Source organism: Kitasatospora sp. NPDC088134, from assembly GCF_044741705.1.
GTDB lineage: Bacteria > Actinomycetota > Actinomycetes > Streptomycetales > Streptomycetaceae > Kitasatospora.
Map to the genome: position 1 here is coordinate 91333 of NZ_JBIUTD010000023.1, position 23406 is coordinate 114738.

Below are 23406 nucleotides of genomic sequence, written 5' to 3' on the forward strand. Positions count from 1 at the left end.
TCGGGCGTTCGGGGCCGGGCGGCGGGGAGTGTGTCCCCGGTCACAAATTTTCCGTCCGGCACCCGTTCAGGGTGCTGACACGGGCCGGTAACCGTGGCAACATCGACGGACCGGAACCGCGGTCGGTGGGACGACCCCGGCTTCCGGTCGCGTGACCTGCCCATTGATGTGCAGGCCGCCTGCCATGTCTGGGGAGTGGCGCCGTGACAGGGTTGTGGGGTGTTCGCCCTCGGTGGCGGACGGATGTCCTCGGTGAATTCTTCTGCCCGGGCTGCGGCGGGGACCGCAACTACCGCCGGCAGCACGGCCGGCGGTGGCTGCGGTTCCTCGGCACCCCGGTCCTGCCGCTCGGCGGCGTCGTCCGCAGCGTCCAGTGCACCTCCTGCCGGGGGCGCCACGGCACCGACGCCCTCGACCAGTTGACCTCGCTCCGGCTCGGCGCGATGCTGCGCGACGCCCAGTACACCGTCGCCCTGGCCGCGCTCGCCGCCGGCGGCACCGGCAGCCGCGCCGGACGCGAGACCGCCTGCGCCGTGATCAAGGAAGCCGGGTTCGACGACTGCGGCGAGGCCCAGGTGCTGGCCGCGCTCGCCGCGCTCTCCGGACACGGCGGCGGCGAGCCGCTGGACGTCGACGTCGAGGGCGGCGGCCTGGCCGTCGAACTGCACGCCGCGCTCGAACCGCTCGCCCCGCACCTCGCCGTCCAGGGCCGCGAGCGCCTGCTCACCCTCGGTGCGCTGGTCGCCCTCGCCGACGGCCGCTACCTCCCGCAGGAGCGGGCCGCGCTCGGCGTGGTCGGCCGCTGCCTGCGGCTCACCACCGCGCAGGTCGACCGGCTGCTGGAGGCCGCCACCCGCGCCCCGCACTGACCCGCTCTTCCGTTCTCCCGCTCTCCCCTCTCCTTCCCCTCCCACTGGCCGGGCCCGAACTCCCCCCTCCCGGGCCCTGCTGTGACCCGCACCGCACGGGTGAAAGCCCCCACAACCCCGGTGCGGGTTCACGGCTGCGCGCCTCCGGCCGGGGTCGGCCTGGGTCTGTGGGAGCCGACCGGGGCCGACCGGGGCCGGCCGGGCTGTCACAGGGGTGCGGGAGAATGGCACCACCATGAGTCTCTTCCGCGACGACGGCATCGTGCTGCGCACCCAGAAGCTCGGCGAGGCCGACCGGATCATCACCTTCCTCACCCGCCAGCACGGCAAGGTGCGCGCGGTGGCCCGCGGCGTGCGCCGGACCAAGTCGAAGTTCGGGGCCCGCCTCGAACCCTTCTCGCACGTCGACATCCAGTTCTTCAGCCGCGGCAGCGACCTGGTCGGCCGCACCCTGCCGCTGTGCACCCAGGTGGAGACCATCGCCCCCTACGGCGCCCGGATCGTCGACGACTACACCCGCTACACCGCCGGCACCGCGATGCTGGAGACCGCCGAACGCTTCGCCGAGAACGAGGGCCAGCCCGCCGTCCAGCAGTACCTGCTGCTGGTCGGCGGCCTGCGCACCCTCGCCGCCGGCACCCACCAGGCGCACCTGGTGCTGGACGCCTTCCTGCTCCGCTCGCTCGCCGTCAACGGCTACGGCGCCAGCTTCACCGACTGCGCCCGCTGCGGACTGCCCGGCCCCAACCGCTTCTTCTCGCTGCAGGCCGGCGGCGTGCTGTGCGGCGACTGCCGGGTGCCCGGAAGTGCCGTACCCTCCCCTGAGACACTGGTACTGCTCGGCGCGCTGCTCTCCGGAGACTGGCGGACGGCCGACGGCTGCGAGCCGCGGTACTGGCGCGAGGGCAGCGGGCTGGTGGCCGCCTACCTGCAGTGGCACCTGGAGCGGGGCATCCGCTCGATGAGATACGTGGAGAAGTGAGCATGGTCGCGCGACGGCTGTTCGGCAGCAAGCGGACGTACGAGGCCCCGGCCCCGCACCCGAGCGGCGCCCGGCCGCCGAAGATCCCGGCCGAGCTGGTCCCGAACCACGTCGCCTGCGTCATGGACGGCAACGGCCGCTGGGCCAAGGAGCGCGGCCTGCCCCGCACCGAGGGCCACAAGGTCGGCGAGGCCGTCGTCCTCGACGTGCTGCGCGGCTGCCTGGAGGTCGGCGTCAAGAACCTCTCGCTGTACGCCTTCTCCACCGAGAACTGGAAGCGCTCCCCGGACGAGGTGAAGTTCCTGATGAACTTCAACCGGGACGTGATCCGCCGGCGCCGGGACGAGATGGACGCCATGGGCATCCGGATCCGCTGGGCCGGCCGGATGCCGCGGATGTGGAAGAGCGTCGTGCAGGAGCTCCAGGTCGCCCAGGAGCAGACCAAGGACAACGACGCCATGACGCTCTACTTCTGCCTCAACTACGGCGGCCGGGCCGAGATCGCCGACGCCGCGCTGGCCATCGCCCGCGACGTCGCCGCCGGGAAGCTCAACCCGGAGAAGGTCAACGAGAAGCTGTTCGCCAAGTACCTCTACTACCCCGACATGCCGGACGTCGACCTGTTCCTGCGCCCCAGCGGCGAGCAGCGCACCTCCAACTTCCTGGCCTGGCAGTCCGCGTACGCCGAGCTGGTGTTCCAGGACGTGCTCTGGCCCGACTTCGACCGCCGCGACCTGTGGCGCGCCGTCGAGCAGTACGCGCGCCGCGACCGCCGCTTCGGCGGGGCGATCCCGAACGCGGTCGACGCCGCGGACGCCGAGGACGCCGCGGACGTACCGATTCGGCGCTGAGCGTTCGCGCCGGGCCCGCTGCCGGGCGCGCGCCACGGCCGAGGGCCCGGATCGGAACCGTCCGATCCGGGCCCTCGTCGTTCGGGGGCTGCCGGTTGGGCCACTGGCCGGGCTGCTGCGGGGCTGCCGGCCGGGCTGCTGCGCGGCTACTGGCTCTGCTGGGCGGAGAGCTTCGCGGCGCAGTCGCCGCAGGTGCCGAAGATCTCCAGGGTGTGCGCGATGTCGCTGAACCCGTGCTCGGCGGCGACCGCGTTGGCCCAGCGCTCGACCGCCGGACCCTCGACCTCGACCGTCGCCCCGCAGTGCCGGCACACCAGGTGGTGGTGGTGCCCGCTGCTGCACCGGCGGTACACCGCCTCGCCCTCGGCGGTGCGCAGCACGTCCACCTCACCGGCCTCGGCGAGCGATTGCAGCGTCCGGTAGACGGTGGTCAGGCCGACCGAGTCGCCCCGGTGCTTGAGCATGTCGTGCAGTTCCTGCGCGCTGCGGAAGTCCTCGATCTCGTCCAGCACCGCCGAGACGGCGGTGCGCTGCCGGGTCGATCGTGCGCGCGGCGACGGGCCTGCGGTGGTCACCGTGGGTCCTCCTGCTGATCGGGTGGTTTCGCACATCATTGTGCCAGCCCCCGACTTGACAGTGGCTCCCCGTGCGACGGCTCCCCGTGCGACGGTGCCCCGGCTGAAACCGTCCCGTCCGTCCCGTCCTCCGCCGCGGGCAGCACCACGTCGCAGACCGCCGGGCCGTGCTCGGCCGCCGCGCCGCCGGCCCGGTGCCGTCGCCGGGCCAGCGGCGCGGCGACGAGGCTGAACAGGGCGAAGGCGAGGATCGCCAGGATCACGATGGTCGGACCGGGCGGCAGGTCGGCCTGGTACGAGGTGCCGACGCCGCCGACCGCCGCCAGCACGCCCACGCCGACCGCGGCGGCCTGGGTGGCGGCGAAGGAGCGGGTCAGCTGCTGGGCCGCCGCGACCGGCACCACCATCAGCGCGCTGACCAGCAGCAGGCCCACCACCCGCATGGCGACCGTCACGGTGACGGCGGCCATCACCGCCAGCAGCAGGTTGAGCGCCCGCACCGGGAGGCCGGTCACCCGGGCGAACTCCTCGTCCTGGCAGATCGCGAACAGCTGCCGCCGCAGCCCGACGGTGACCGCGAGGACGACCGCGGCCAGCCCGCCGATCACCGCCAGGTCGTCGGGGGAGACGGTGAGGATCGAGCCCCACAGGTAGCTCTCCAGGCTGCCGGAACCGGCCTGGCTGCTCATCGAGACCAGCAGCTTGCCGCCGGCCATGCCGCCGTAGAACAGCATCGCCAGCGCGATGTCGCCGCGCTGGTTGCCGCGGGAGCGGACCAGTTCCATCACGACGGCGCCGAGCACGCAGACCAGCACCGCCATCCAGATCGGGTTGGCCTGGAACAGGAAGCCCAGGCCGACGCCGGTCAGCGCGACGTGCCCGATGCCGTCGCCCATCAGGGCCTGGCGGCGCTGCACCAGGTAGATCCCGACCAGCGGCGCGGTGAGGCCGACCAGCACGGCGGCGAGGAACGCCCGCTGCATGAAGTCGGGTTGGAACATCTCGATCATGCCAGCAGTCCCTGGGTGGTGCGGTGGTGGTGGTCGTCCGCGTGCGGGTGGACGTGGTCGTGGCCGGGCAGCGCGTGCTGGCCGACCCCGCGGGGCGGCGGCCCGTCGTGCGCCACGCAGCCGTCGCGCAGCACCACGGCCCGGTCGATCAGCGGCTCCAGCGGGCCGAGTTCGTGCAGCACCAGGAGGACCGCGCAGCCGCGCTCCACCTCGCTGCGCAGGATGTCGGCCAGCACCTGCTGGCTGTCCACGTCGACGCCGGCCATCGGCTCGTCCATGATCAGCAGTTCGGGTTCGCCGACCAGGGCGCGGGCGATCAGCACCCGCTGGTGCTGCCCGCCGGACAGGTTCGCCACGCCGTCCCCGGCGCGGTCGAGCATGCCGACGGCGGTCAGTGCCCGGTCCACCGCGGCCCGGTCCTTGCGGCGGAACGGCAGCAGCCCGTGCTGCGGCAGCCGCCCGGTGGAGACCACCTCGCGGACCGTGGCCGGCACCCCGCCGGCCGCCGTGGTGCGCTGCGGCACGTAGCCGATCCGGTGCCAGGCCCGGAACTTCCGCTGCGGCCGCCCGAACAGCTCCAGGCTGCCCCGCTCCAGCGGGACCGCCCCGATCACCGTCTTCACGGTCGTCGACTTGCCGGACCCGTTGGCCCCCAGCAGGGCCACCACCTCGCCCGGCCGGACGGTGAGGTCGACGCCGCGGAGCACCGGCCGCCCCCCGACCGTGGCGACCGCCCCGCGCAGGCCGACGACCGGCACCGCCCCGTCACCGCCGGGGGAGCTCCCCCCGGTCCCGTCGCCGCTGCGGGGGGACGGCGGCCGTCGCTCGGAGTCCGTCGTCGGGATGACAGCACTCATGGTGGTTCCTCGCTCGGCTCGCGCCGCTCAGGGGCGGGCGGTTCGGCCCGTCGGGATGGTTCGGTTCAGCGGCGTTCGGCTGGTCGGCGGCCGGGTTCAGTGCGCGCCGAGTGCGGTCCGCAGGTTGGCCAGGTTCTGCCGCATGACGGAGAAGTAGTCGTCCCGGTCCGGTTCCTTGATCCCCTCCAGGGGGTCGAGGACGGCGGTCTTCAGCCCGAGGTCGCCCGCCACGGTGGTGGCCAGCTTGGGGCTCACCAGGGACTCGAAGAAGACGGTGGTGACGCCGTTCTCCTTGGCGGCCCGCTGGATCGCGGCCAGCCGGGACGGGGTGGGCTCGGCCTCCGGGTCGACGCCGTTGATGGCGACCTGGTCCAGGCCGTAGTGGTCGGCGAGGTAGCCGAAGGCGGCGTGGCTGGTGACGAAGGTGCGGGTGTCGGTGTTCTTCAGGCCGTCCCGGAACTCCTGGTCCAGGGAGGCGAGTCGGTCCACCAGGGCGTCGGTGTTGCGCTGGTAGTCGGTGGCGTGCGCCGGGTCCGCGGCGGCGAGTCCGGCGCCCACGCTCTTCGCCACGGCCGCGTACCGGGCCGGGTCGAGCCAGATGTGCGGGTCGCCGGCGGCGCCGGAGTGCTCGTGGCCGTCGTCGGCGCCGTGGTCCGCGGGCTCGGTGGTGCCCTCGTCGAGGTGGTGGTCCACCAGCGGCGAGGCGGCGGTGGCGTCCAGCACGTGCTTGGAGTGGGACTGTGCGACGGCCTGGTCGACGGTCGGCTGGAGGCCCTTCAAGTAGACCACCGCGTCGGCCCGCTGGACGGCCGCGACCTGCTTGGCCGTCAGCTCCAGGTCGTGCGGCTCCACCCCGGGGGCGGTCAGGTCGGCGACCTTCACGTGCTCCCCGCCTATCTGCCGGGCCAGGAACTCCATCGGGTAGAACGACGCCACGACCTCCAGCTTCCCGCCGTCCTGGCCGGCCGCGCTGCTGGTGCCGCCGCAGGCGGAGAGCAGCAGGGAACCGGTAACGGCCGTGGCGGCGAAGGCTGTCGAGGTGAGCAGGCGGCGCATCTTCATGACAACCATTCTCATCTTATCTGGAAATGATTGTCAACTTGCCTTCGGGTGGGCGTCCCGGTCGCACCGGCCGTTCCGTCCGCGGCCCCTCATCCGCCGGAGGGTGCGCGGGTGTTCATGCCCGGTACAACCGCCGGGCGGTCCGCCCGTGCCACTATCGAGTTGAATCCTGACCCTGCATCCCCGGTACCCTGAGTTATTCGGGCGCGCGCAACCAGCGGCGCCCTGACCGTGCCGTCGTACTGAAGAGAGCACTGTGGCCGCCGACAAGATCGACACGATCGTCAGCCTGAGCAAGCGCCGTGGCTTCGTCTACCCCTGCAGCGAGATCTACGGCGGTACGCGTGCCGCCTGGGACTACGGTCCGCTGGGCGTCGAGCTGAAGGAGAACATCAAGCGCCAGTGGTGGCGCGCGATGGTCACCGCTCGGGAGGACGTCGTCGGTATCGACTCCTCGGTGATCCTGGCCCGCGAGGTCTGGGAGGCCTCCGGCCACGTGGCGACCTTCAGCGACCCGCTGACCGAGTGCCTCTCCTGTCACAAGCGCTTCCGCGCCGACCACCTGGAAGAGGCCTACGAGGCCAAGCACGGCCGGCTGCCCGCCAACGGCCTGGCCGACCTCAACTGCCCGAACTGCGGCAACAAGGGCGCCTTCACGGAGCCCAAGGAGTTCTCGGGCATGCTGAAGACGCACCTCGGTGCGTTCAGCGAGGGCGACCCGGCGGGCCTGGCCTACCTGCGCCCCGAGACCGCGCAGGGCATCTTCACCAACTTCCGTGCCGTGCAGACCACTTCGCGCAAGAAGCCGCCGTTCGGCATCGCCCAGGTCGGCAAGAGCTTCCGCAACGAGATCACGCCCGGCAACTTCATCTTCCGGACCCGCGAGTTCGAGCAGATGGAGATGGAGTTCTTCGTCAAGCCCGGTGAGGACGAGACCTGGCACGAGTACTGGCTCGAGCAGCGCTGGAACTGGTACACCGGCCTGGGCCTGCGCACCGAGAACATGCGCTTCTTCGAGCACCCGAAGGAGAAGCTGTCCCACTACGCCAAGCGCACGGTGGACATCGAGTACCGCTTCAACTTCGGCGGCAGCGAGTTCTCCGAGCTGGAGGGCGTGGCCAACCGGACCGACTACGACCTGACGGTGCACAGCGAGGCCTCCGGCCAGGACCTCAAGTACTTCGACCAGGACGCGAACGAGCGGTACTACCCGTACGTCATCGAGCCCGCGGCCGGCCTCAACCGCGCCATGCTGGCCTTCCTGATCGACGCCTACTTCGAGGACGAGGCGCCGAACGCCAAGGGCGTCATGGAGAAGCGCGTCGGCATGCGGCTCGACCCGCGCCTGGCCCCGGTCAAGGTCGCGGTGCTCCCGCTCTCCCGCAACGCCGACCTCTCCCCGAAGGCCCGCGGCCTCGCCGCCGACCTGCGGCAGGCGTGGAACGTCGAGTTCGACGACGCCGGCGCGATCGGCAAGCGCTACCGCCGCCAGGACGAGATCGGCACCCCGTTCTGCGTCACCGTCGACTTCGACACCCTCGAGGACAACGCCGTCACCGTGCGCGAGCGCGACACCATGGCGCAGGAGCGGGTCTCCCTCGACCAGGTCAAGTCCTACCTGGGCGCCCGCCTGATCGGCTGCTGACCAGCCGCTGGCCGAAGCCCCACCGACCACCTGCCCGTGGTCGCCCGGTGAGCCCTCCCCGTGTTCGGGGAGGGCTCACCGCCGTTTGGGTGCTCCTCGTTGGGGGCCTCACGGTGTGCTGCGGCCTGCCGTGCCGGGGGAGGAGGCGGAGCTCGAGGCTCAGGACTCGGGGCTCAGGACTCGGGGCTCAGGACTCGGGGCTCAGCGGCGCTGGCGGGAGCGCGAACGCGGGCGGGGTGCCGGCTCGGTGGGCAGCCCGGCCGAGCGCAGGGCGGCGAAGGCGCTGCGGGACCGGCTCTCCTCCAGGCTGTCGGCGGCGAACAGCAGGGCGTCGTACAGCTCGGCCGATCCGCGGATCGCGGCCGCGAACTGGCCGATGTCACCGGCCGAGCGCAGCCGCACCAGTTCCCGGACCAGTTCGACGGCCGAGCTCTCGCTCAGCGCCGTCACGATCTCGGCGACCTCGCCGACCGGTCGCCCGGCTGCCTGCCGCAGCAGGTGGCGCGCGTCGCCGGACCGGCCGGCCTCCCGCAACCAGTGGGTCAGCTCGGCGAGTTCGGCGGCCGGAGCGGAAGCCCGCTCCCACAGCAGGGTCTGGCCGTCGGCAGACTGGCCCGACTGCTCCAGTGCCGCCAGCAGCCCCGGAAGCTCCTGGGAGCCGACCGACCAGAGGGTGTGGAAGAGGTCCGCGGCCTCGTCCACCAGTCCTTCGCGGCGCAGTTCCGCGAGGGTGGCCGCCGCGTGCTCCGGCGCACCGGCGGCGACCGACCTGGCCAGGTAGGTCGAGGCGCCGGTCGGCCCGTCGGACTTCAGCAACGCGGCCAGCCTGGCCAGGTCGAGGGGCGTGACCAGCAGGGCCACCTGCCCCACGATCGCCGCCGACTCGTGCACCGCGCCCTCGCGGTGCAGATCGGTGATCCGCCGGACCAGCCCGACCAGTTCGGCCTTCGTCCGGCTGCGGGGCTGCTCCCCGGTTCCGGCCCCTGTCGTGGAGGTCTCGTTCGGACGCTCCCCCGACGGGCCGGGCCTCGTGGCGGTGCGGTGGCCCGGGTACGTGCCGTCGGGCTCGGGGTGCGGTCCGGCGCCGGTGTCGGTGCCGGGGGCCGGGGCGCTGGTGGTCGGAGTGCCGGCGGCCGCGGCGGTGGCGGCGTTCCGCCCGGCGGGCCGGGGGAGGCGGCCGCTCCTGAACCTGGCACCGCGGAGCGGCGGGACGTCGGCGGAGGCGTACGGGGCCGGTCCGGCCGGTGGAACGTCGAGGGCGTCGGGGGTGTCGGGGGCGTCGAAGGCCGGGGGAGTGCGAACTCCGTTGCGGGCACCGCCGAATCGCGCCCCGGTCGGGCGCGGTCGCTGGGAGGGGACGAAAGTGGGGCCCGGTCCGGTCGGGTCGCCCGCCGGGGGCGGCGCGCTGGCTGCGGTGGTCGCGGCCGGGGTCCGACCGGCCTGTTGGGAGGATCGGTCGGCGAGGCGTCCGGCCATCAGCCGGTCCTCGGCGGCGAGCAGACGGTTGCTCAGCTCCAGACAGCGGGCGCCGAGGCCCTCGCGGAGGTTCTGCGCCTGGGCGAGCTGTCGCACCAGCTCGGGATCGGGTTGCCGGGGCGGGTGCTGGTAAGCGGGCGAGTGGTCCGGTTCGTGGCGGGCCCGCAGAGCTTCGGCGAGGCGGCGCTCCCGCTGCGCGGCGAACTGCCGGGCCCTGATCAGTTCGTCCAACTCGGCTCTGAGCAGCTGTACGTCGGCCGGTTCCGGCCCCAGTTCTCGCACGGTCATCGCGGCCTGCCCGACCTCTCCATGGAGGCCACCCGACTGACCCCCGAACCCAACGACTGGTGGCCATCCTGGCGTTGCTGTACGGCAGCCACGTTACGGGAGCAAGTCTTAACCTTTTCGAGATGGGAATGCGAGAGGTCGATGTGGTGCACGGGGGTTCCAGTTCGGTGAAACCTGTCAACTCCTGCCCTAATCACCCGGGTTGGGCATGATGCGGGTGCTTGCCGGACGGGCCGCCCCGTCGGTCGGTCGACTGTTTCGCCTGCCTGTCAGGCGAGTTGACGCTTCGTCAATTTCGCGCGTGCTTCCATCAGGGCGAATCCGAGCAGGTTCAGGCCGCGCCACTGCGCGGGTGCGTGGGCCCGATCGTCGTCGGCCGCCAGGCCGATGCCCCAGATCCGGTCGAGCGGGCTGGCCTCGACCAGGACGCGGTTCCCGGTGCCGACCAGGTACGCGCGCAGCCGGTCGTCCTGCCCGAACTTCGCAACGCTGCCCGCCACCACCAGGTCGAAGCGGTGCGCCGTCCAGCGGGCTTCGTCGAACCCGCCGACCAGTTGGCCCAGTTTCTTCGCCTCGGCGGGCGTACGGGCGGCGAGGATGCGCGGAACGATCTCCTCGTCGCCGAACAGCCGGGCCTTGCCCGCCATCATCCAGTGTTCGGCAGTGCTGTACCGGACCCCGTCGACCTCGAATGGGGAGGGCCACCACTGGCTGAGGGCACCGGCACCGGTCTGCCCGTCGCGCTGCGGCCGGTGGCCCCAGAAGTGCAGGTACTTCGGACGCGCCCCGGACTCGATCGCGGCCACCAACTGCTCGCGAGTGCGCGCCCCGCTCGGAACGATGGTCGGGTTCTCCGTCATGGCGCCATCCTCGCACCGGTCCCGGCCTGCGGTCCTTCCCTTTTTCGGGGCGCGGCGCCGCCCGATCACTGTCGTGGCTGTTGCTGTTGCCGTCGCTGCGGCTGCGGCTGCGGTTCGCGGGCCCGGCCGTGACCGCCGCGGACACGTCTCAGCCGACTGAGCGCGGCAGTCGGGTGCTCAGCCAGCAGATGACCAGGGAACCGAGCGTCTGGATGCCGAGCACCAGAGCCAGCGCGTTCGCCATTCCCAGGGCGGGCACCAGGCCGAGGAAGAGGGTGCCCAGCGTCGCCACCCCCAGGGCCAGGCTGGACTGCTGGGTGGTCGCCAGGACGCCGCTGCCCACACCGGCGCGTTCAGCGGGGATCCGGGAGAGCACCACCCGGAACAGCGGCATGCCCACCAGGCCCTGGCCGATGCCGGCGAGCGCGACCCCGGGGAGCATCCGCAGGGGCGAGAAGTGCGCCCAGTCACCCAGTGCGGTGACCAGCAGGGTCAGCAGGCCGATGCCCTGGATCACCGCTCCGCCGGTGATCACCCGGCTGCCGAACCGGTCGACCAGTCGGGGCCCGGCCAGCGAGGCCCCGAAGTAGCCCACCGCCATCGGGACCAGCGCCCAGCCCGCGGCGATCGGCCCCTCGTGCAGGCCGTCCTGCAGCATCAGCGCGACGACGAACATGAAGCCGCCGAAACCGGTGAAGTAGGGCACGGCCACGCCGAGGCCGCGCCGCATCTCCGGGATGCGCAGCAGGGAGAGCGGGACGAGCGGGAGCCGGCCCGCCCGCTCGGCGCGTCGTTCCACCGCCAGGAACGCGGCCGCGAAGGCGGGGAAGGCGGCCAGTGACACCCAGGCCCAGGCCGGCCAGCCGACGGCCCGGCCCTCCATCAGCGGGACGAACAGGGACAGCAGCGCCGCGCTGAGCAGCAGGGTGCCCGGCAGGTCCACCCCGGCGGCCCGCTCGGCGCGGCTCTCCGGGACGTACCGGGACGCCATGGCCGCGGTGAGGAGGGCGAAGGGGACGTTCAGCAGGAAGACGGCGCGCCAGCCGGTGCCGAAGAGGTCCGCCGAGACCAGGAGTCCGCCGAGGACCTGGCCGATCACCACCGAGATGCCGCCGACCGCACCGTAGACGCCGAGGGCCCGGGCGCGCTGCTGACCGCTGGTGGTGGCGGTGATGGTGGCCAGGACCTGGGGGAGCAGGAGGGCGGCGGAGGCCCCTTGGGCGACCCGGGCGGCGACCAGGGTCCAGGCGGTGGGTGCGGCACCGCAGGCGAGGGAGGTGAGGGCGAAGGCGACGGCCCCGCTGATGAACAGCCGTCGTCCGAAGGCGTCGCCCAGCCGCCCGCCCAGGACGAGCAGGACGGCGAAGGCGATGCCGTAGCCGGCCGCGACGAGTTCGAGGACCGCGGGACCGGCGACCAGCTCGTGGTCGATGGTCGGCAGCGCGACATTCACTATGAAGAAGTCAAGCATCGGGAGGAAGGCGCCCAGGAGGACGGTGATCAGGCCGGCCGCGCCCAGGGCGGGCGGCACAGGCGTCGCGGGCAACACGGGTGCCGCCGGCCGGGCCGGGGACGGGATGTGGGGGAGCGCTGTCTGTCGAGTCACGAGTACGAGGATGCGACTCCTCTCAGCCTGGTACCAGGCGGTGTTCATCCAGGTATAAGCACTACCTGGCAAGGGGATCGGTGATGGTTCACCCTGGTGGCATGGCTACTCCTGCGGACACTCAGACTCCCGCCGACGTCCGGCGGCGCGAACTGGCGACCTTCCTGCGGAGCCGCCGTGAGCGCATCTCGCCCGAGCAGGTGGGTCTCCCCGCGGTGGGCCGTCGCCGGACGCCGGGGCTGCGCCGCGAGGAGGTCGCCGGCCTCGCCGCGGTGGGGGTCACCTGGTACACCTGGATCGAACAGGGGCGGGACATCCAGGTGTCGGCCCAGGTCCTGGACTCCGTGGCCCGGGCCCTGCTGCTCGACCGCAACGAGCGGTCGCACCTGTTCACCCTCGCGGGCACCGAGGACCCCCTGCCCGTCCGGGAGTGCCCGACCGTGTCGCCCTCGATCAGGGCGATGGTGTCCCAACTGGACCCGTTCCCCGCCGTGGTGATCAGCAGCCGGTTCGACATCCTGGCGTACAACCGCGCGTACACCTGGCTCACCGGGGACCTGGAGACGATCCCCGACGAGGACCGCAACATCATGTGGATGGTCTTCACGGACACTCCTTTCGCTCGGAACCTGGTCGACCGGGCGGCCGCCAGGGCCGGGGTGGTGGCGCGCTTCCGGAGCTCGATGGCCGACCACGCGGCGGAACCCGCGTGGAAGAACCTGGTCGACCGGCTGCGCAGGGTCTCCCCGGACTTCGAAGAGGCTTGGGAACGGCACGAGGTGGCGGGGCTGGTCAACGGGTTCAAGCAGTTCGTGCTGCCCGCGACCGGGCTGCTCAGGTTCGAGTACACCAATCTGTGGCTGGGCCCCAGGAGCGGGACCAGGCTGGTCGGGTACGTGCCCCAGGACGAGGAGACCCGGGAGCGGCTCCGGCGCCTGGCCGCCGCCGGCTGAGCACCGACCGCCCACCGGCCGGACGCCACCCACCAGCACAGGCCGGCCAGCGGAAGCTCGGCGCACACCGCCATCAGCACGGCGACCACCAGCTCCGCTCCGCCGGCGGCCGTCGCCAGGTCGCACCCGGCGTCGGAGACCAGCAGCAGGCCGGCGGCCGTGGCCGGAGGGTGGGCGCCGCGCCCCCGCCGGAGCAGCGCCGCGGTGGCCGAGAGCGCCACCGACTCGGCCAGGTCGAGCACGGCCCAGTGCAGACCGCCGGGCAGGGTGGCCAGCAGCGCCGCCCAGGGCAGCAGCACCAACCCGCAGCCGAGGAAGACGAGCTCCCACCGCAGCCGCCCGAACGACGGCCCCGCGACGGCACGCCCACCCGGGCGCGCCACCCCACCGCCGCCGACCGCGGCGGGAACCGGGACGAAGGCGCTCATGCCGCCCACCCCGCCCGCTGCCCGGCACACCGGCACTCCGACCGCACCTGCGCGCGGCGGAACTCCCCGGCCACCGAGGCGAACCAGAACCGGCCCGCCACCCGCACCGCATCGGCCCGCACCGACCCGCGGCGCAGCCCGCCGGCCAGGAAGCGCACCGACCCGGGCGCCGCGCACGGTGGCAGCCGCCCCCAGGCGCACGAGACCGGCTCTTCCCCCGGCCGGTCGGACCGGCGGTGCCGCGCGCCGTGCGACCGGGTGCCGGCGAGCGGGGAATCGACCAGGACGTCGATCAACTCGTCGTACTCGTACACCTCCAGGGCCGGTCGGCGCCCCGGGCGGAGGAACGCCGACCACGGACCGGCCGATCCGAGCGGCCCCACCCCGCCCGGGCCGTCGAGGAGTTCGGGCCGCAGCGGGGCGGGGCCCAGGGCCGCCGCACGGACGGCGGCGAGCGGGCTGCGGGCAGTGCGGATCAGGTTCGTGTTCGTCATGCCGTCAAGAATCCTGCGCGGCAAGGATCTTGTCGGTAGCGTCCGGCTCCGTCTTTGGGGTGTAGCCAGCTACACCCCAAAGACGGAGGCCCGGGCCATGGAAGCGCAGATCGGCGGACCTCTACGCTGAGCCGCATGTTCCAGTCGAAGATCCACACGCGTGAGCGCCGCACGGCCCGCTCCGCGGCGGTCCGGGCCGCCGCCGGGCGGCGCCTGCCGTGGTCCACGGGCGCTCGACGGGACTCGCTGTTCCTGGCGGCCGGGCTCCCGTTGGGGCTGCCGGCCGCGATCCTGTTCACCTCCCCGCAGCCCGCGGTGCTGCCCGGCCTGCTTCTGCTGGCCGCCCTGCTCGACCTGCTCACCACCGCGCAGCGCAGCCGGGTCCGCTCGCTGTACGGGCTGGAGATCCCGAGCCGGCTCCCGCCCGGGGCCGACTGGTTGGCCCGCCTGCGCGCGGGGCTGACGTGGCGTCAGGCCGTCCACCACCTGTTGGTCGCACCGCTCCAGGCGCTGGCGGCCGCGCTCCTCCTCGCCCTCTGGGGCTCCGCCGCCGTCCTGCTCGGATTCTTCGGCTGGGTCTGGCTGCTCCCGCTGGACAACCCGCTGCGGGGCCGGGCGGGCTGGACGGGGACCGGGGCCGCGGTCACCGCCGGGGGCCTGCTCCTGCTCTTCGCCATGCCCTGGCTCACCGCCCTGCTCGCCGCCCTCGACGTGTGGACGGTCCGTGCCCTGCTCGGCCCCAACCGCGCCGAGGTGCTGGAGCGCCGGGTCGAACACCTCGCCCGGAGCCGGGTGGACGTGGTGGACGCCGCGGACGCCGAACGCCGCCGCATCGAACGCGACCTGCACGACGGGGCCCAGCAGCGCCTGGTCTCCCTGGCGATGAACCTCGGCCTCGCCAGACGCACCCTCAAGAACGTCCCGCCCGAGGCGATGGAGGTCATCGTGGCCGCGCACGACGAGGCCCAGGCCGCCATCAAGGAGCTCCACGATCTGGTCCGGGGCCTGCACCCCGCCGTCCTGGAGGACCGCGGGCTGGACGCGGCGCTGTCCGGCATCGCCGCGCGCAGCCCCGTCCCCGTGCACCTCACGGTCGACCTGCCGGGCCGGATGGCACCCACGGTGGAGGCGGTCGCCTACTTCACGGTCTCCGAGGCCCTGGCGAACGCCGCCAAGCACTCCCGGGCCTCCCGGGTCGACCTCGTCCTGCGCAGACGGGCCGACCGGCTGCTCCTCACCATCACCGACGACGGCGTCGGCGGCGCGGACGCCGGGCGCGGCACCGGGCTCAGCGGTCTGCGCAAGCGGGCCGCCTCGGTGGACGGAACCTTCGCCATCACCAGCCCCCGCGGGGGTCCCACCACCATCACCATGGAGCTGCCATGCGAGCTGTGATCGCCGAGGACTCCGTCCTCCTGAGGATCGGCATCGTCAAGGTGCTGGAGAGCGAGGGCTACGAGGTGGCGGCCGCCGTCGGCGACGCCGAGGCGCTGCTCGCCGCCGTCGAGGAGCACCGCCCGCAGATCGTCGTCTCCGACGTCCGGATGCCGCCCGGCTTCACCGACGAGGGAGTCCGGGCCGCCCTGCTGATCCGCCGGCAGTGGCCCGACACGGCCGTCGTCCTGCTCTCCCAGTTCGTCGAGGAGCGCTACGCGGCCGACCTGCTGGCCAAGAACACCAGTGGCGTCGGCTACCTGCTCAAACAGCGGGTCGCCAACGTCGACGAATTCCTGGAGGCCCTACAGCGCGTGGCTGCGGGCGGCACCGCCCTCGACCCCGAGGTGGTCGCCCAACTGCTGCTGCGCCGCGACAGCGATCCGCTGCACCGCCTGACGCCCCGCGAGCGGGACGTGCTCGCCCTGATGGCGGAGGGCCGGTCCAACGCGGCCATCGCGGAATCCCTGGTGGTCAGCGACAGCGCCGTCTCCAAGCACATCAACTCCATCCTCACCAAGCTCGACCTCCCCCCGGCCGAGGACGTGCACCGGCGCGTCCTCGCGGTGCTGCGCTTCCTGGAGGTCAGCCAGTGACCCGACCGGACGTCCGGGAGCCGACGGCCGCCGAGCGCCGGTTCGCCCGCTGGCTCCCGGACCTCGCCCCCGCGGCCCCGGCCGAGCCGGATTCCGGCGAGCGCCGGGCCTGGCGGCTGCTCGGCCTGCTGGTCCTCGCGGTCGTCCTACTGGCCGGTGCTGGCGCCACCGGCGCCGGCCTGATCCAGCGGGAGACCAGCCGGGAGCGGACGTTCTTCGACCGGATCGCCCGGGTCGAGATCGATTCCGGGCCGGCCCGGGTCAGCGTCCTGGCCGGGGGCACCGACCGGGTCCTGGTGGCCGAGCGGGTCGGCTGGGCGTTGAGCAGACCCGTCGTCAGCGAGCACGTCGAGAACGACACGCTGTCGATATCCGTCGACTGCCCGGGCGGGCGGGTGCGCAGCCTGTTCGGCTGCGCGGTGAGCTTGGAGATCCAGGTCCCGCCCAGTACGGAGGTGCACGCCCGGAACTCCTCGGGGCGGACGGAGGTCGTGGGCATCGCCGGTGCCGTCTCGGCGTCCACCGACCGGGGGCAGGTCGAGCTGACCAGGGTCAGTGGCCGGCTCCGGGCGGTCAGCGGATCGGGGCAGATCATCGGCAACGGGCTGGATTCCGCGGCGGCGGAGCTGTTCTCCTCCTCGGGCCAGATCACCCTGCAGTACGACCGGGCGCCCCGAACGGTCACGGCCCGGACGGCCTCCGGCAACTTCGTCCTGCACCTGCCCGCCGACGGCAGTCGCTACCGCACGGACCTCAGCACGTCCGACGGCCAGCAGGAGATCGACGCCTCGATACCGGACGCGGACTCCTCCCAGGTGCTCGACGTCACCTCCGGCTCCGGCACGGTGACCATCGACCGCGACGGTGAGCACTGAGCCCCACCGAGCACTGAGGCCCACCGCCTCAACGTCCCACTGCCCCAACGTTCCACCGCCCCCTCGTTTTACTGCCCCCTCGCTTCTCGGCCGGCCCCGGGGATCGGCGGGCAGGCACACCCGGGGGGTGGGGGAGAATGGGGAGTCCGGAACCCCGCCGTTGGCCCCTACCCGTTTGAGGATCTGCCGCGCATGACCATCACGCCCGATTCCGCCCAGGCGACCCCGGCCGCACCCGACGCGCCGGAGTTCGCCCCGCTGAACATCGGGCCGATGCAGGTGTGGCCGCCCGTGGTGCTGGCCCCGATGGCGGGCATCACCAACGCGCCCTTCCGCACCCTGTGCCGGGAGCAGAGCGGCGGCAAGGGCCTCTACGTCTCCGAGATGATCACCACCCGGGCACTGGTCGAGCGCAACGCCAAGACCATGCAGCTGATCAAGTTCGACCCGAGCGAGAAGCCGCGCTCGATCCAGCTGTACGGGGTCGACCCGGAGACGGTCGGCAAGGCGGCCCGGATGATCTCGGCGGAGGGGCTCGCCGACCACATCGACCTCAACTTCGGCTGCCCCGTCCCCAAGGTGACGCGCAAGGGCGGCGGCTCGGCACTGCCGTACAAGCGCAACCTGCTGCGCGACATCCTGCGCCAGGCCGTCGCGAACGCGGGCAACCTCCCGGTCACCATGAAGATGCGCAAGGGCATCGACGACGACCACCTCACCTTCCTGGACGCCGGACGGATCGGCGCCGAGGAGGGCGTGGCCGCGATCGCCCTGCACGGCCGCACCGCCGCCCAGCACTACGGCGGCACCGCGGACTGGACGGCCATCGCACGCCTGCGCGAGTCCGTCCCGGCCGGCATCCCGGTGCTCGGCAACGGGGACATCTGGTCCGCGGAGGACGCGGTGCGGATGATGCGTGAGACCGGCTGCGACGGCGTGGTGGTCGGCCGCGGCTGCCTGGGCCGGCCCTGGCTGTTCAAGGACCTGGTGGCGATCTTCGAGGGAGACGTCGACCACGCGCGCCCCACCTTCGGGTACGTGGCCCGGGCCATGGTGCGGCACGCCCAGTTGCTGGGCGAGTGGATCGGCGACGAGACCCGGGGCGTCATCGACTTCCGCAAGCACGTGGCCTGGTACACCAAGGGCTTCTCGGTCGGCTCCGAACTGCGGGTGAGGCTGGCCAACGCCAGCTCGCTGACCGAGCTCGCCGAGACCCTCGACCAGGTCGACCAGGAGCAGAGCTGGCCGATCGGCGCGGACGGCCCCCGCGGCCGGACCAGCGGCAACAACCGGGTGGTCCTCCCCCAAGGCTGGTTGGACGATCCGTACGAGTGCGCCAAGTTGAGCGAAGACGCCGAATCGGACACCTCTGGCGGATGATCTGTACTTTCGGTCGAGAATGCCTCGGATTCCCTGCTGGCCGGGACGTCCGGACTCGATTGTCCAATCTGGACAGCGGGGCTCCTTTTAGGCAGAATCCCGCAACACAGTGCGACGAGAAGCTCGACGGAGAGCTACGGAAGACGTAGCTCCACTCGGCCCGACGGCTGAGATGCGCCCGTGACGCTGGCCACATATCGTGGCGAGTGACAGTCAGTCAGCGGACTTCGCCAAGGTGTACAAGTACGGATCGCTTCCCGAACGGGCCGCCCGGCGGATCGCTGCAGCTGGCTGCAGGAAATCAAGCCGGGGAAACCTGGCGGAGCGAATGCCGTCACCGTCTGTCCGGTTCGGGTGAGCTGCATGTTGCGATGCGTTCACTTCTTGAACCATCGCAAGCGTCATCCGGACGATTTCGGCAACACAGGCAAACGCCGGTCCGGGCATTCGATCTGCTGGCCAAAGCCCAGCTCCGCAGCTCGTACGAGCGATTCACTCCCCTAAACAGCCTTCGAAATGGGTATGTTCTCCGGCGTCAGGGCAACCGTGTGCGAGGAGAACCACCCGTGGCGGCGCAGCAGAAGTTTGTTTACTCCTTCACCGAAGGAAACAAGGACCTCAAGGACCTTCTCGGCGGCAAGGGTGCCAACCTCGCCGAGATGACCAACCTGGGTCTCCCCGTCCCTCCGGGGTTCACCATCACCACTGACGCCTGCAAGGTGTTCCTGGAGACCGGCAGCGAGCCGGGCTCGCTCAACGAGGAGATCACCGGCCACCTGGCCGCCCTCGAGCAGGAGATGGGCAAGCGGCTCGGCCAGGCCGACGACCCGCTGCTGGTCTCGGTGCGCTCGGGCGCCAAGTTCTCGATGCCCGGCATGATGGACACCGTCCTGAACATCGGCCTCTCCGACGCCTCGGTGACCGGGCTCGCCGCCCAGTCCGGCAACGAGCGCTTCGCCTGGGACTCGTACCGCCGCCTGGTGCAGATGTTCGGCAAGACCGTGCTGGGCGTCGACGGCGAGCTCTTCGAGGAGGCGCTGGACGAGGCCAAGCACGCCAAGGGGACCGCCAACGACCTGGACCTCACCGCCGCGGACCTGGAGTCGCTGGTCGCCACCTTCAAGGCGATCGTCCTCCGGGAGACCGGCCGGGAGTTCCCGCAGGACCCGCGCGAGCAGCTCGACCTGGCGATCCACGCGGTCTTCCACTCCTGGAACGGCGACCGGGCCCGTCTGTACCGTCGGCAGGAGCGCATTCCGAACGACCTGGGCACCGCGGTCAACGTCTGCACCATGGTCTTCGGCAACCTCGGCGAGGACTCGGGCACCGGTGTCGCCTTCACCCGCGACCCCTCCACCGGTACCCAGGGCGTCTACGGCGACTACCTGCAGAACGCCCAGGGCGAGGACGTGGTGGCGGGCATCCGCAACACCCTCCAGCTCGCCGACCTGGAGCAGCTCGACAAGAAGTCGTACGACGAGCTGATGACCATCATGCAGACCCTGGAGAACCACTACCGGGACCTGTGCGACATCGAGTTCACCATCGAGCGCGGCAAGCTCTGGATGCTGCAGACCCGGGTCGGCAAGCGCACCGCCGCCGCCGCGTTCCGGATCGCCGTCCAGCTGGTCGACCAGGGCCTGATCGACCTGGACGAGGCGCTGCACCGGGTCACCGGCGGGCAGCTCGCCCAGCTGATGTTCCCGCGCTTCGCGCCCACCTCCGAGACCAAGCCGGTCGCGTACGGCATCGCCGCCTCGCCCGGCGCGGCGGTCGGCCGGGTGGTCTTCGACTCCTACACCGCGGTGAAGTGGTCCCGCTCCGGCGAGCAGGTCATCCTGGTCCGCCGCGAGACCAACCCGGACGACCTGGAGGGCATGATCGCCGCCGAGGGCATCCTCACCTCGCGCGGCGGCAAGACCTCGCACGCGGCCGTGGTCGCCCGCGGCATGGGCAAGACCTGCGTCTGCGGCGCCGAGGAGCTCGAGGTCGACACCAAGAACCGGAAGTTCACCACCGCCGACGGCCAGGTCGTCCACGAGGGCGACGTGGTCTCCATCGACGGCGCCAACGGCAAGGTGTACCTGGGCGAGGTCCCGGTGCTGCCGTCCCCGGTGGTCGAGTACTTCGAGGGCACCATCCACGCCGGCGCCGACGTCCAGGGCGGGCTGGTCCAGGCCGTGCACCGGCTGATGTCGCACGCCGACGTCCGCCGCCGCCTCGCGGTGCGCGCCAACGCCGACAACGCCGAGGACGCGAACCGCGCCCGCCGGTACGGCGCCCAGGGCATCGGCCTGTGCCGCACCGAGCACATGTTCCTCGGCGAGGAGCGCCGCAAGGAGGTCGAGCACCTGATCCTGGCGGACAACGACAAGGACCGCGAGACCGCGCTGTCCAGCCTGCTGCCGCTGCAGAAGGGCGACTTCCTGGAGCTGTTCCAGTCGATGGACGGCCTCCCGGTGACGGTCCGGCTGCTCGACCCGCCGCTGCACGAGTTCCTGCCCGACATCACCGAGCTCTCGGTGCGCGTCGCCCTCGCCGAGGCCCGCAAGGACCCGAACGAGAACGACCTGCGCCTGCTCCAGGCCGTGCACCGGCTGCACGAGGCCAACCCGATGCTCGGCCTGCGCGGCGTCCGCCTCGGCCTGGTCATCCCCGGCCTGTTCGGCATGCAGGTCCGGGCGATCGCCGAGGCCGCGGCCGAGCGCAAGCTGGCCGGCGGCGACCCGCGGCCCGAGGTGATGATCCCGCTGGTCGGCACCGTCCAGGAGCTGGAACTGGTGCGCGACGAGTGCGAGCGGGTGCTCGCCGAGGTCGCCGCCTCCACCGGCGTCAACCTGGACATCAAGCTGGGCACCATGATCGAGCTGCCGCGGGCCGCCGTGACGGCCGGTCAGATCGCCGAGGCCGCCGACTTCTTCTCGTTCGGCACCAACGACCTGACCCAGACCGTGTGGGGCTTCTCCCGCGACGACGTCGAGGCCTCCTTCTTCACCGCCTACCTGGAGAAGGGCATCTTCGGGGTCAGCCCGTTCGAGACCATCGACCGGGACGGCGTCGGCGCGCTGGTGAAGAACGCCGCGGAGGCCGGCCGGGCCACCCGCCCCGACCTCAAGCTCGGCGTCTGCGGCGAGCACGGCGGCGACCCCGACTCGGTCCACTTCTTCCACGAGGTGGGGCTGGACTACGTATCCTGCTCTCCCTTCCGGATTCCGGTGGCGCGCCTGGAGGCAGGCCGCGCTGCCATCGAGACGGCGGGAAGTGACTCGCGCTGACACGAAGCGGCGCGATTCACTGACCGCAACCCCTCCGTAAGGGGAGGGGCGTACGGCGGAGCTCGGCGCAGGAGAGCCGCCGTACGGAGCAGCCGGGGCGGGAACGGACAATGGCGTCCGTCCCCGCCCCGGCGGCGTTCTCCCGCCCGCGCGCACCGGACGATCCGGGGAACGGTGTGCGCGGCGTGCGCCATTCGGGTGAGCGGGTACGGCAGGCTTGGCCCATGAAGAACCGAAGTCGCCTGATCGGCCTCGTCGTCCTGGTGCTGCTGGGCATCGTCGCCGGAGTGGTCGCGCTGACGGCGGGCGGGAGCGGTTCGGGCAGCCCGAGCACCGCGAAGTCGTCCGCCAAGTCGTCGGCCACCGGGTCCCCGGCCGCGGGCGGGCCCAAGCCCTCCGCCCCGGCCAAGTCGCCCGTCCCGACCGCCCCGGCCAAGCCGTCCGAGTCCGCCTGGGTGCCCACCAGCACCTCCCTGGCGGACGTCTGCCGGAGCAAGCTGCCCGCGCAGGCCCTCGACACCCTCGGCCTGATCGCCAAGGGCGGCCCCTACCCGTACCGCTCGGACGGCATCGTGTTCGAGAACCGGGAGAGTCGGCTGCCGCGCCAGAGCAACGGCTACTACCACGAGTTCACCGTGGTCACCCCCGGATCGGACGACCGGGGCACCCGACGGGTCGTCACCGGGGGCGTCGGCGAGCAGTACTGGACGGCCGACCACTACGCCACCTTCCAGGAGATCGACCCGCGCTGCTGACCGGTGCTCCCGGGCGCCGCCGTCCTGCTGACGGGCCGTCGGAAAATTACTTTCCACTCCGGAAAGTATGTGACAGAGTGGCAGTACTTGATCCGGCGTCGGGCCGGATCCGACGGCATGTCCGCCCGGGGGTTCCCATGACAGACGACAAGCGCTCCGCACGCGGCGGCCCCGCCGAACTCCCGCCCGGGGTCGGGCTCCCGCCCGTCGAGGCGTTGGCCCTCGCCGGGCGGGCCCGGGCCGCGGCGGGTCGGCCCGTTCCGCTGCCCCGGTGGTACGGGCCGGCCGTGGGCCTCGCCTTCGCCGCCTACGGAGCGGCGATAGGCCAGAGCTACCAGCACCGGGTGCTGTGGCTGATACCGCTGTGCGCGTTCGGCCTGGTCCTGGTGCTCGCCCCCATGGTCCGCGCGGCCGTCCGGGTCGGCGGGGTCGCAAGGCTGGTGGAGAGCGGCGCCTCGGCGCACGTGCTGCGGGCCGCCGGCCTCATCGTCCTGGCGGCGGCGCTGGGCGGTCTCGTCGCCTGGTTCGCCACCGGCGACCAGCGCTGGGCGATAACGGCCGCCGGCGCCGTCGGCGGCGCGGCCCACTGGGGCGCCGTCGCCCTGTTCAACCGACACCTCGAGGAGCAGAGCATGAGCAGCAGCCGGTGAACGGGCTCGACCCGATACTCCACCACCCCACCAGGCTCACCGTCCTGGCCTTCCTCAGCGGCTGCCAGGAGGCCGAGTTCTCCGTGGTCCGCGACTACTGCCAGGTCTCGGACTCGGTGCTCAGCAAGACCGCGGCCGGCCTGGAGGAGGCCGGCCACCTGCGGGCCCGCAAGGGCTACGTCGGCAAACGGCCGCGGACGTGGCTCGCCGCGACCGCGCACGGCCGCGCCGCACTGGCGGCCCACCTCGCGGCGCTCCAGCAGCTGGCCGCCGCCGCGGAGGCGGCCGGTGCGGAACCCCGTCCGGCGGGCGGCAGCGCCGAGGGCTGAGCGAGGCGTCGGCGGGCCGACGGGGTGGAGTGTCGTGATGATCACATCCGGGAGCGGAGGTGGGCCAAAGCACATGGCGTCACGGCTCCTTGACAACTCGACAGAGTGTCGCGCCCGCCCGGGAACGGGAACGGCCCGCCGCGTTGGCGGCGGGCC

Annotated in this window: 21 protein-coding genes; 13 read left to right on the forward strand and 8 right to left on the reverse strand. The window is 72.4% G+C overall.

Annotated elements, in window-relative coordinates:
- Nucleotides 1-203: 203 nt before the first annotated feature.
- From ACIOHG_RS28675 to ACIOHG_RS28685, 3 genes are all read left to right on the forward strand, one after another.
- Entirely contained in the window at nt 204-869 is a 666-nt protein-coding gene (locus tag ACIOHG_RS28675; protein ID WP_400954694.1) for a TerB family tellurite resistance protein, read from the forward strand.
- 235 nt (nt 870-1104) lie between these two features.
- Entirely contained in the window at nt 1105-1851 is a 747-nt protein-coding gene (recO, locus tag ACIOHG_RS28680) for a DNA repair protein RecO (RefSeq protein ID WP_400954696.1), read from the forward strand.
- Between the two features lie 2 nt (nt 1852-1853).
- Nucleotides 1854-2702, forward strand: a complete 849-nt coding sequence (locus tag ACIOHG_RS28685) for an isoprenyl transferase (protein ID WP_400954698.1) — start codon at nt 1854-1856, stop codon at nt 2700-2702.
- Nucleotides 2703-2848: 146 nt separating this feature from the next.
- On the opposite strand, the gene ACIOHG_RS28690 is transcribed toward ACIOHG_RS28685, so the two are convergent.
- From ACIOHG_RS28690 to ACIOHG_RS28705, 4 genes are all read right to left on the reverse strand, one after another.
- Nucleotides 2849-3277 carry a Fur family transcriptional regulator gene (locus ACIOHG_RS28690; RefSeq protein ID WP_400954700.1) on the reverse strand — a complete coding sequence of 143 codons (429 nt, stop codon included), beginning with the start codon at nt 3275-3277 and terminating at the stop codon, nt 2849-2851.
- Between the two features lie 35 nt (nt 3278-3312).
- The gene (locus ACIOHG_RS28695; protein WP_400954740.1) at nt 3313-4284 is read right to left on the reverse strand and encodes a metal ABC transporter permease; all 972 of its coding nucleotides are present in this window, start codon (nt 4282-4284) and stop codon (nt 3313-3315) included.
- A complete protein-coding gene (locus tag ACIOHG_RS28700) occupies nt 4284-5144 on the reverse strand; it encodes a metal ABC transporter ATP-binding protein (protein ID WP_400954702.1) in 861 nt (286 codons plus the stop codon). The genes ACIOHG_RS28695 and ACIOHG_RS28700 overlap by 1 nt, the downstream gene beginning before the upstream one ends.
- 96 nt (nt 5145-5240) lie before the next feature.
- Nucleotides 5241-6206, reverse strand: a complete 966-nt coding sequence (locus tag ACIOHG_RS28705) for a metal ABC transporter substrate-binding protein (protein WP_400954703.1) — start codon at nt 6204-6206, stop codon at nt 5241-5243.
- A 256-nt stretch (nt 6207-6462) separates the two neighbouring features.
- Between ACIOHG_RS28705 and ACIOHG_RS28710 the strand changes: the two genes are divergently transcribed.
- A complete protein-coding gene (locus tag ACIOHG_RS28710; RefSeq protein WP_400954704.1) occupies nt 6463-7851 on the forward strand; it encodes a glycine--tRNA ligase in 1389 nt (462 codons plus the stop codon).
- A 201-nt stretch (nt 7852-8052) separates the two neighbouring features.
- Here the strand turns inward: ACIOHG_RS28710 and ACIOHG_RS28715 are convergent, their stop codons facing one another.
- From ACIOHG_RS28715 to ACIOHG_RS28725, 3 genes are all read right to left on the reverse strand, one after another.
- Complete coding sequence (locus ACIOHG_RS28715; RefSeq protein WP_400954706.1) at nt 8053-9615, reverse strand: hypothetical protein; 1563 nt, start codon at nt 9613-9615, stop codon at nt 8053-8055.
- Nucleotides 9616-9884: 269 nt separating this feature from the next.
- The gene (locus ACIOHG_RS28720; protein ID WP_400954707.1) at nt 9885-10475 is read right to left on the reverse strand and encodes an NADAR family protein; all 591 of its coding nucleotides are present in this window, start codon (nt 10473-10475) and stop codon (nt 9885-9887) included.
- Between the two features lie 148 nt (nt 10476-10623).
- Nucleotides 10624-12129, reverse strand: a complete 1506-nt coding sequence (locus ACIOHG_RS28725; protein WP_400954709.1) for an MFS transporter — start codon at nt 12127-12129, stop codon at nt 10624-10626.
- Between the two features lie 53 nt (nt 12130-12182).
- On the opposite strand from ACIOHG_RS28725, the gene ACIOHG_RS28730 reads away from it, so the two are divergent.
- The gene (locus ACIOHG_RS28730) at nt 12183-13034 is read left to right on the forward strand and encodes a helix-turn-helix transcriptional regulator (protein ID WP_400954711.1); all 852 of its coding nucleotides are present in this window, start codon (nt 12183-12185) and stop codon (nt 13032-13034) included.
- 424 nt (nt 13035-13458) lie between these two features.
- Here ACIOHG_RS28730 and ACIOHG_RS28735 read toward each other — a convergent pair whose 3' ends face one another.
- Nucleotides 13459-13956 carry a hypothetical protein gene (locus tag ACIOHG_RS28735; protein ID WP_400954713.1) on the reverse strand — a complete coding sequence of 166 codons (498 nt, stop codon included), beginning with the start codon at nt 13954-13956 and terminating at the stop codon, nt 13459-13461.
- A 135-nt stretch (nt 13957-14091) separates the two neighbouring features.
- Here ACIOHG_RS28735 and ACIOHG_RS28740 point away from each other — a divergent pair, with 135 nt between their 5' ends.
- From ACIOHG_RS28740 to ACIOHG_RS28775, 8 genes are all read left to right on the forward strand, one after another.
- Nucleotides 14092-15351 carry a histidine kinase gene (locus ACIOHG_RS28740; RefSeq protein ID WP_400954714.1) on the forward strand — a complete coding sequence of 420 codons (1260 nt, stop codon included), beginning with the start codon at nt 14092-14094 and terminating at the stop codon, nt 15349-15351.
- The gene (locus ACIOHG_RS28745; protein WP_400954716.1) at nt 15339-15986 is read left to right on the forward strand and encodes a response regulator; all 648 of its coding nucleotides are present in this window, start codon (nt 15339-15341) and stop codon (nt 15984-15986) included. The genes ACIOHG_RS28740 and ACIOHG_RS28745 overlap by 13 nt, the downstream gene beginning before the upstream one ends.
- Complete coding sequence (locus ACIOHG_RS28750) at nt 15983-16861, forward strand: DUF4097 family beta strand repeat-containing protein (RefSeq protein ID WP_400954718.1); 879 nt, start codon at nt 15983-15985, stop codon at nt 16859-16861. The genes ACIOHG_RS28745 and ACIOHG_RS28750 overlap by 4 nt, the downstream gene beginning before the upstream one ends.
- A 192-nt stretch (nt 16862-17053) precedes the next feature.
- Nucleotides 17054-18241 (forward strand): tRNA dihydrouridine synthase DusB, encoded by a 1188-nt coding sequence (gene dusB / locus ACIOHG_RS28755; protein ID WP_400954720.1) that lies wholly within the window; start codon nt 17054-17056, stop codon nt 18239-18241.
- A gap of 548 nt (nt 18242-18789) precedes the next feature.
- Nucleotides 18790-21516, forward strand: coding sequence for a pyruvate, phosphate dikinase (gene ppdK, locus ACIOHG_RS28760; protein WP_400954722.1), 2727 nt, complete (start codon nt 18790-18792; stop codon nt 21514-21516).
- Nucleotides 21517-21740: 224 nt separating this feature from the next.
- Nucleotides 21741-22271 (forward strand): ribonuclease, encoded by a 531-nt coding sequence (locus tag ACIOHG_RS28765; protein ID WP_400954723.1) that lies wholly within the window; start codon nt 21741-21743, stop codon nt 22269-22271.
- 137 nt (nt 22272-22408) lie between these two features.
- On the forward strand, nt 22409-22921 hold the full coding sequence (locus tag ACIOHG_RS28770) for a hypothetical protein (RefSeq protein ID WP_400954724.1): 513 nt from the start codon (nt 22409-22411) through the stop codon (nt 22919-22921).
- On the forward strand, nt 22918-23250 hold the full coding sequence (locus tag ACIOHG_RS28775) for a transcriptional regulator (protein ID WP_400954725.1): 333 nt from the start codon (nt 22918-22920) through the stop codon (nt 23248-23250). The genes ACIOHG_RS28770 and ACIOHG_RS28775 overlap by 4 nt, the downstream gene beginning before the upstream one ends.
- The last annotated feature ends 156 nt before the right edge of the window (nt 23251-23406 follow it).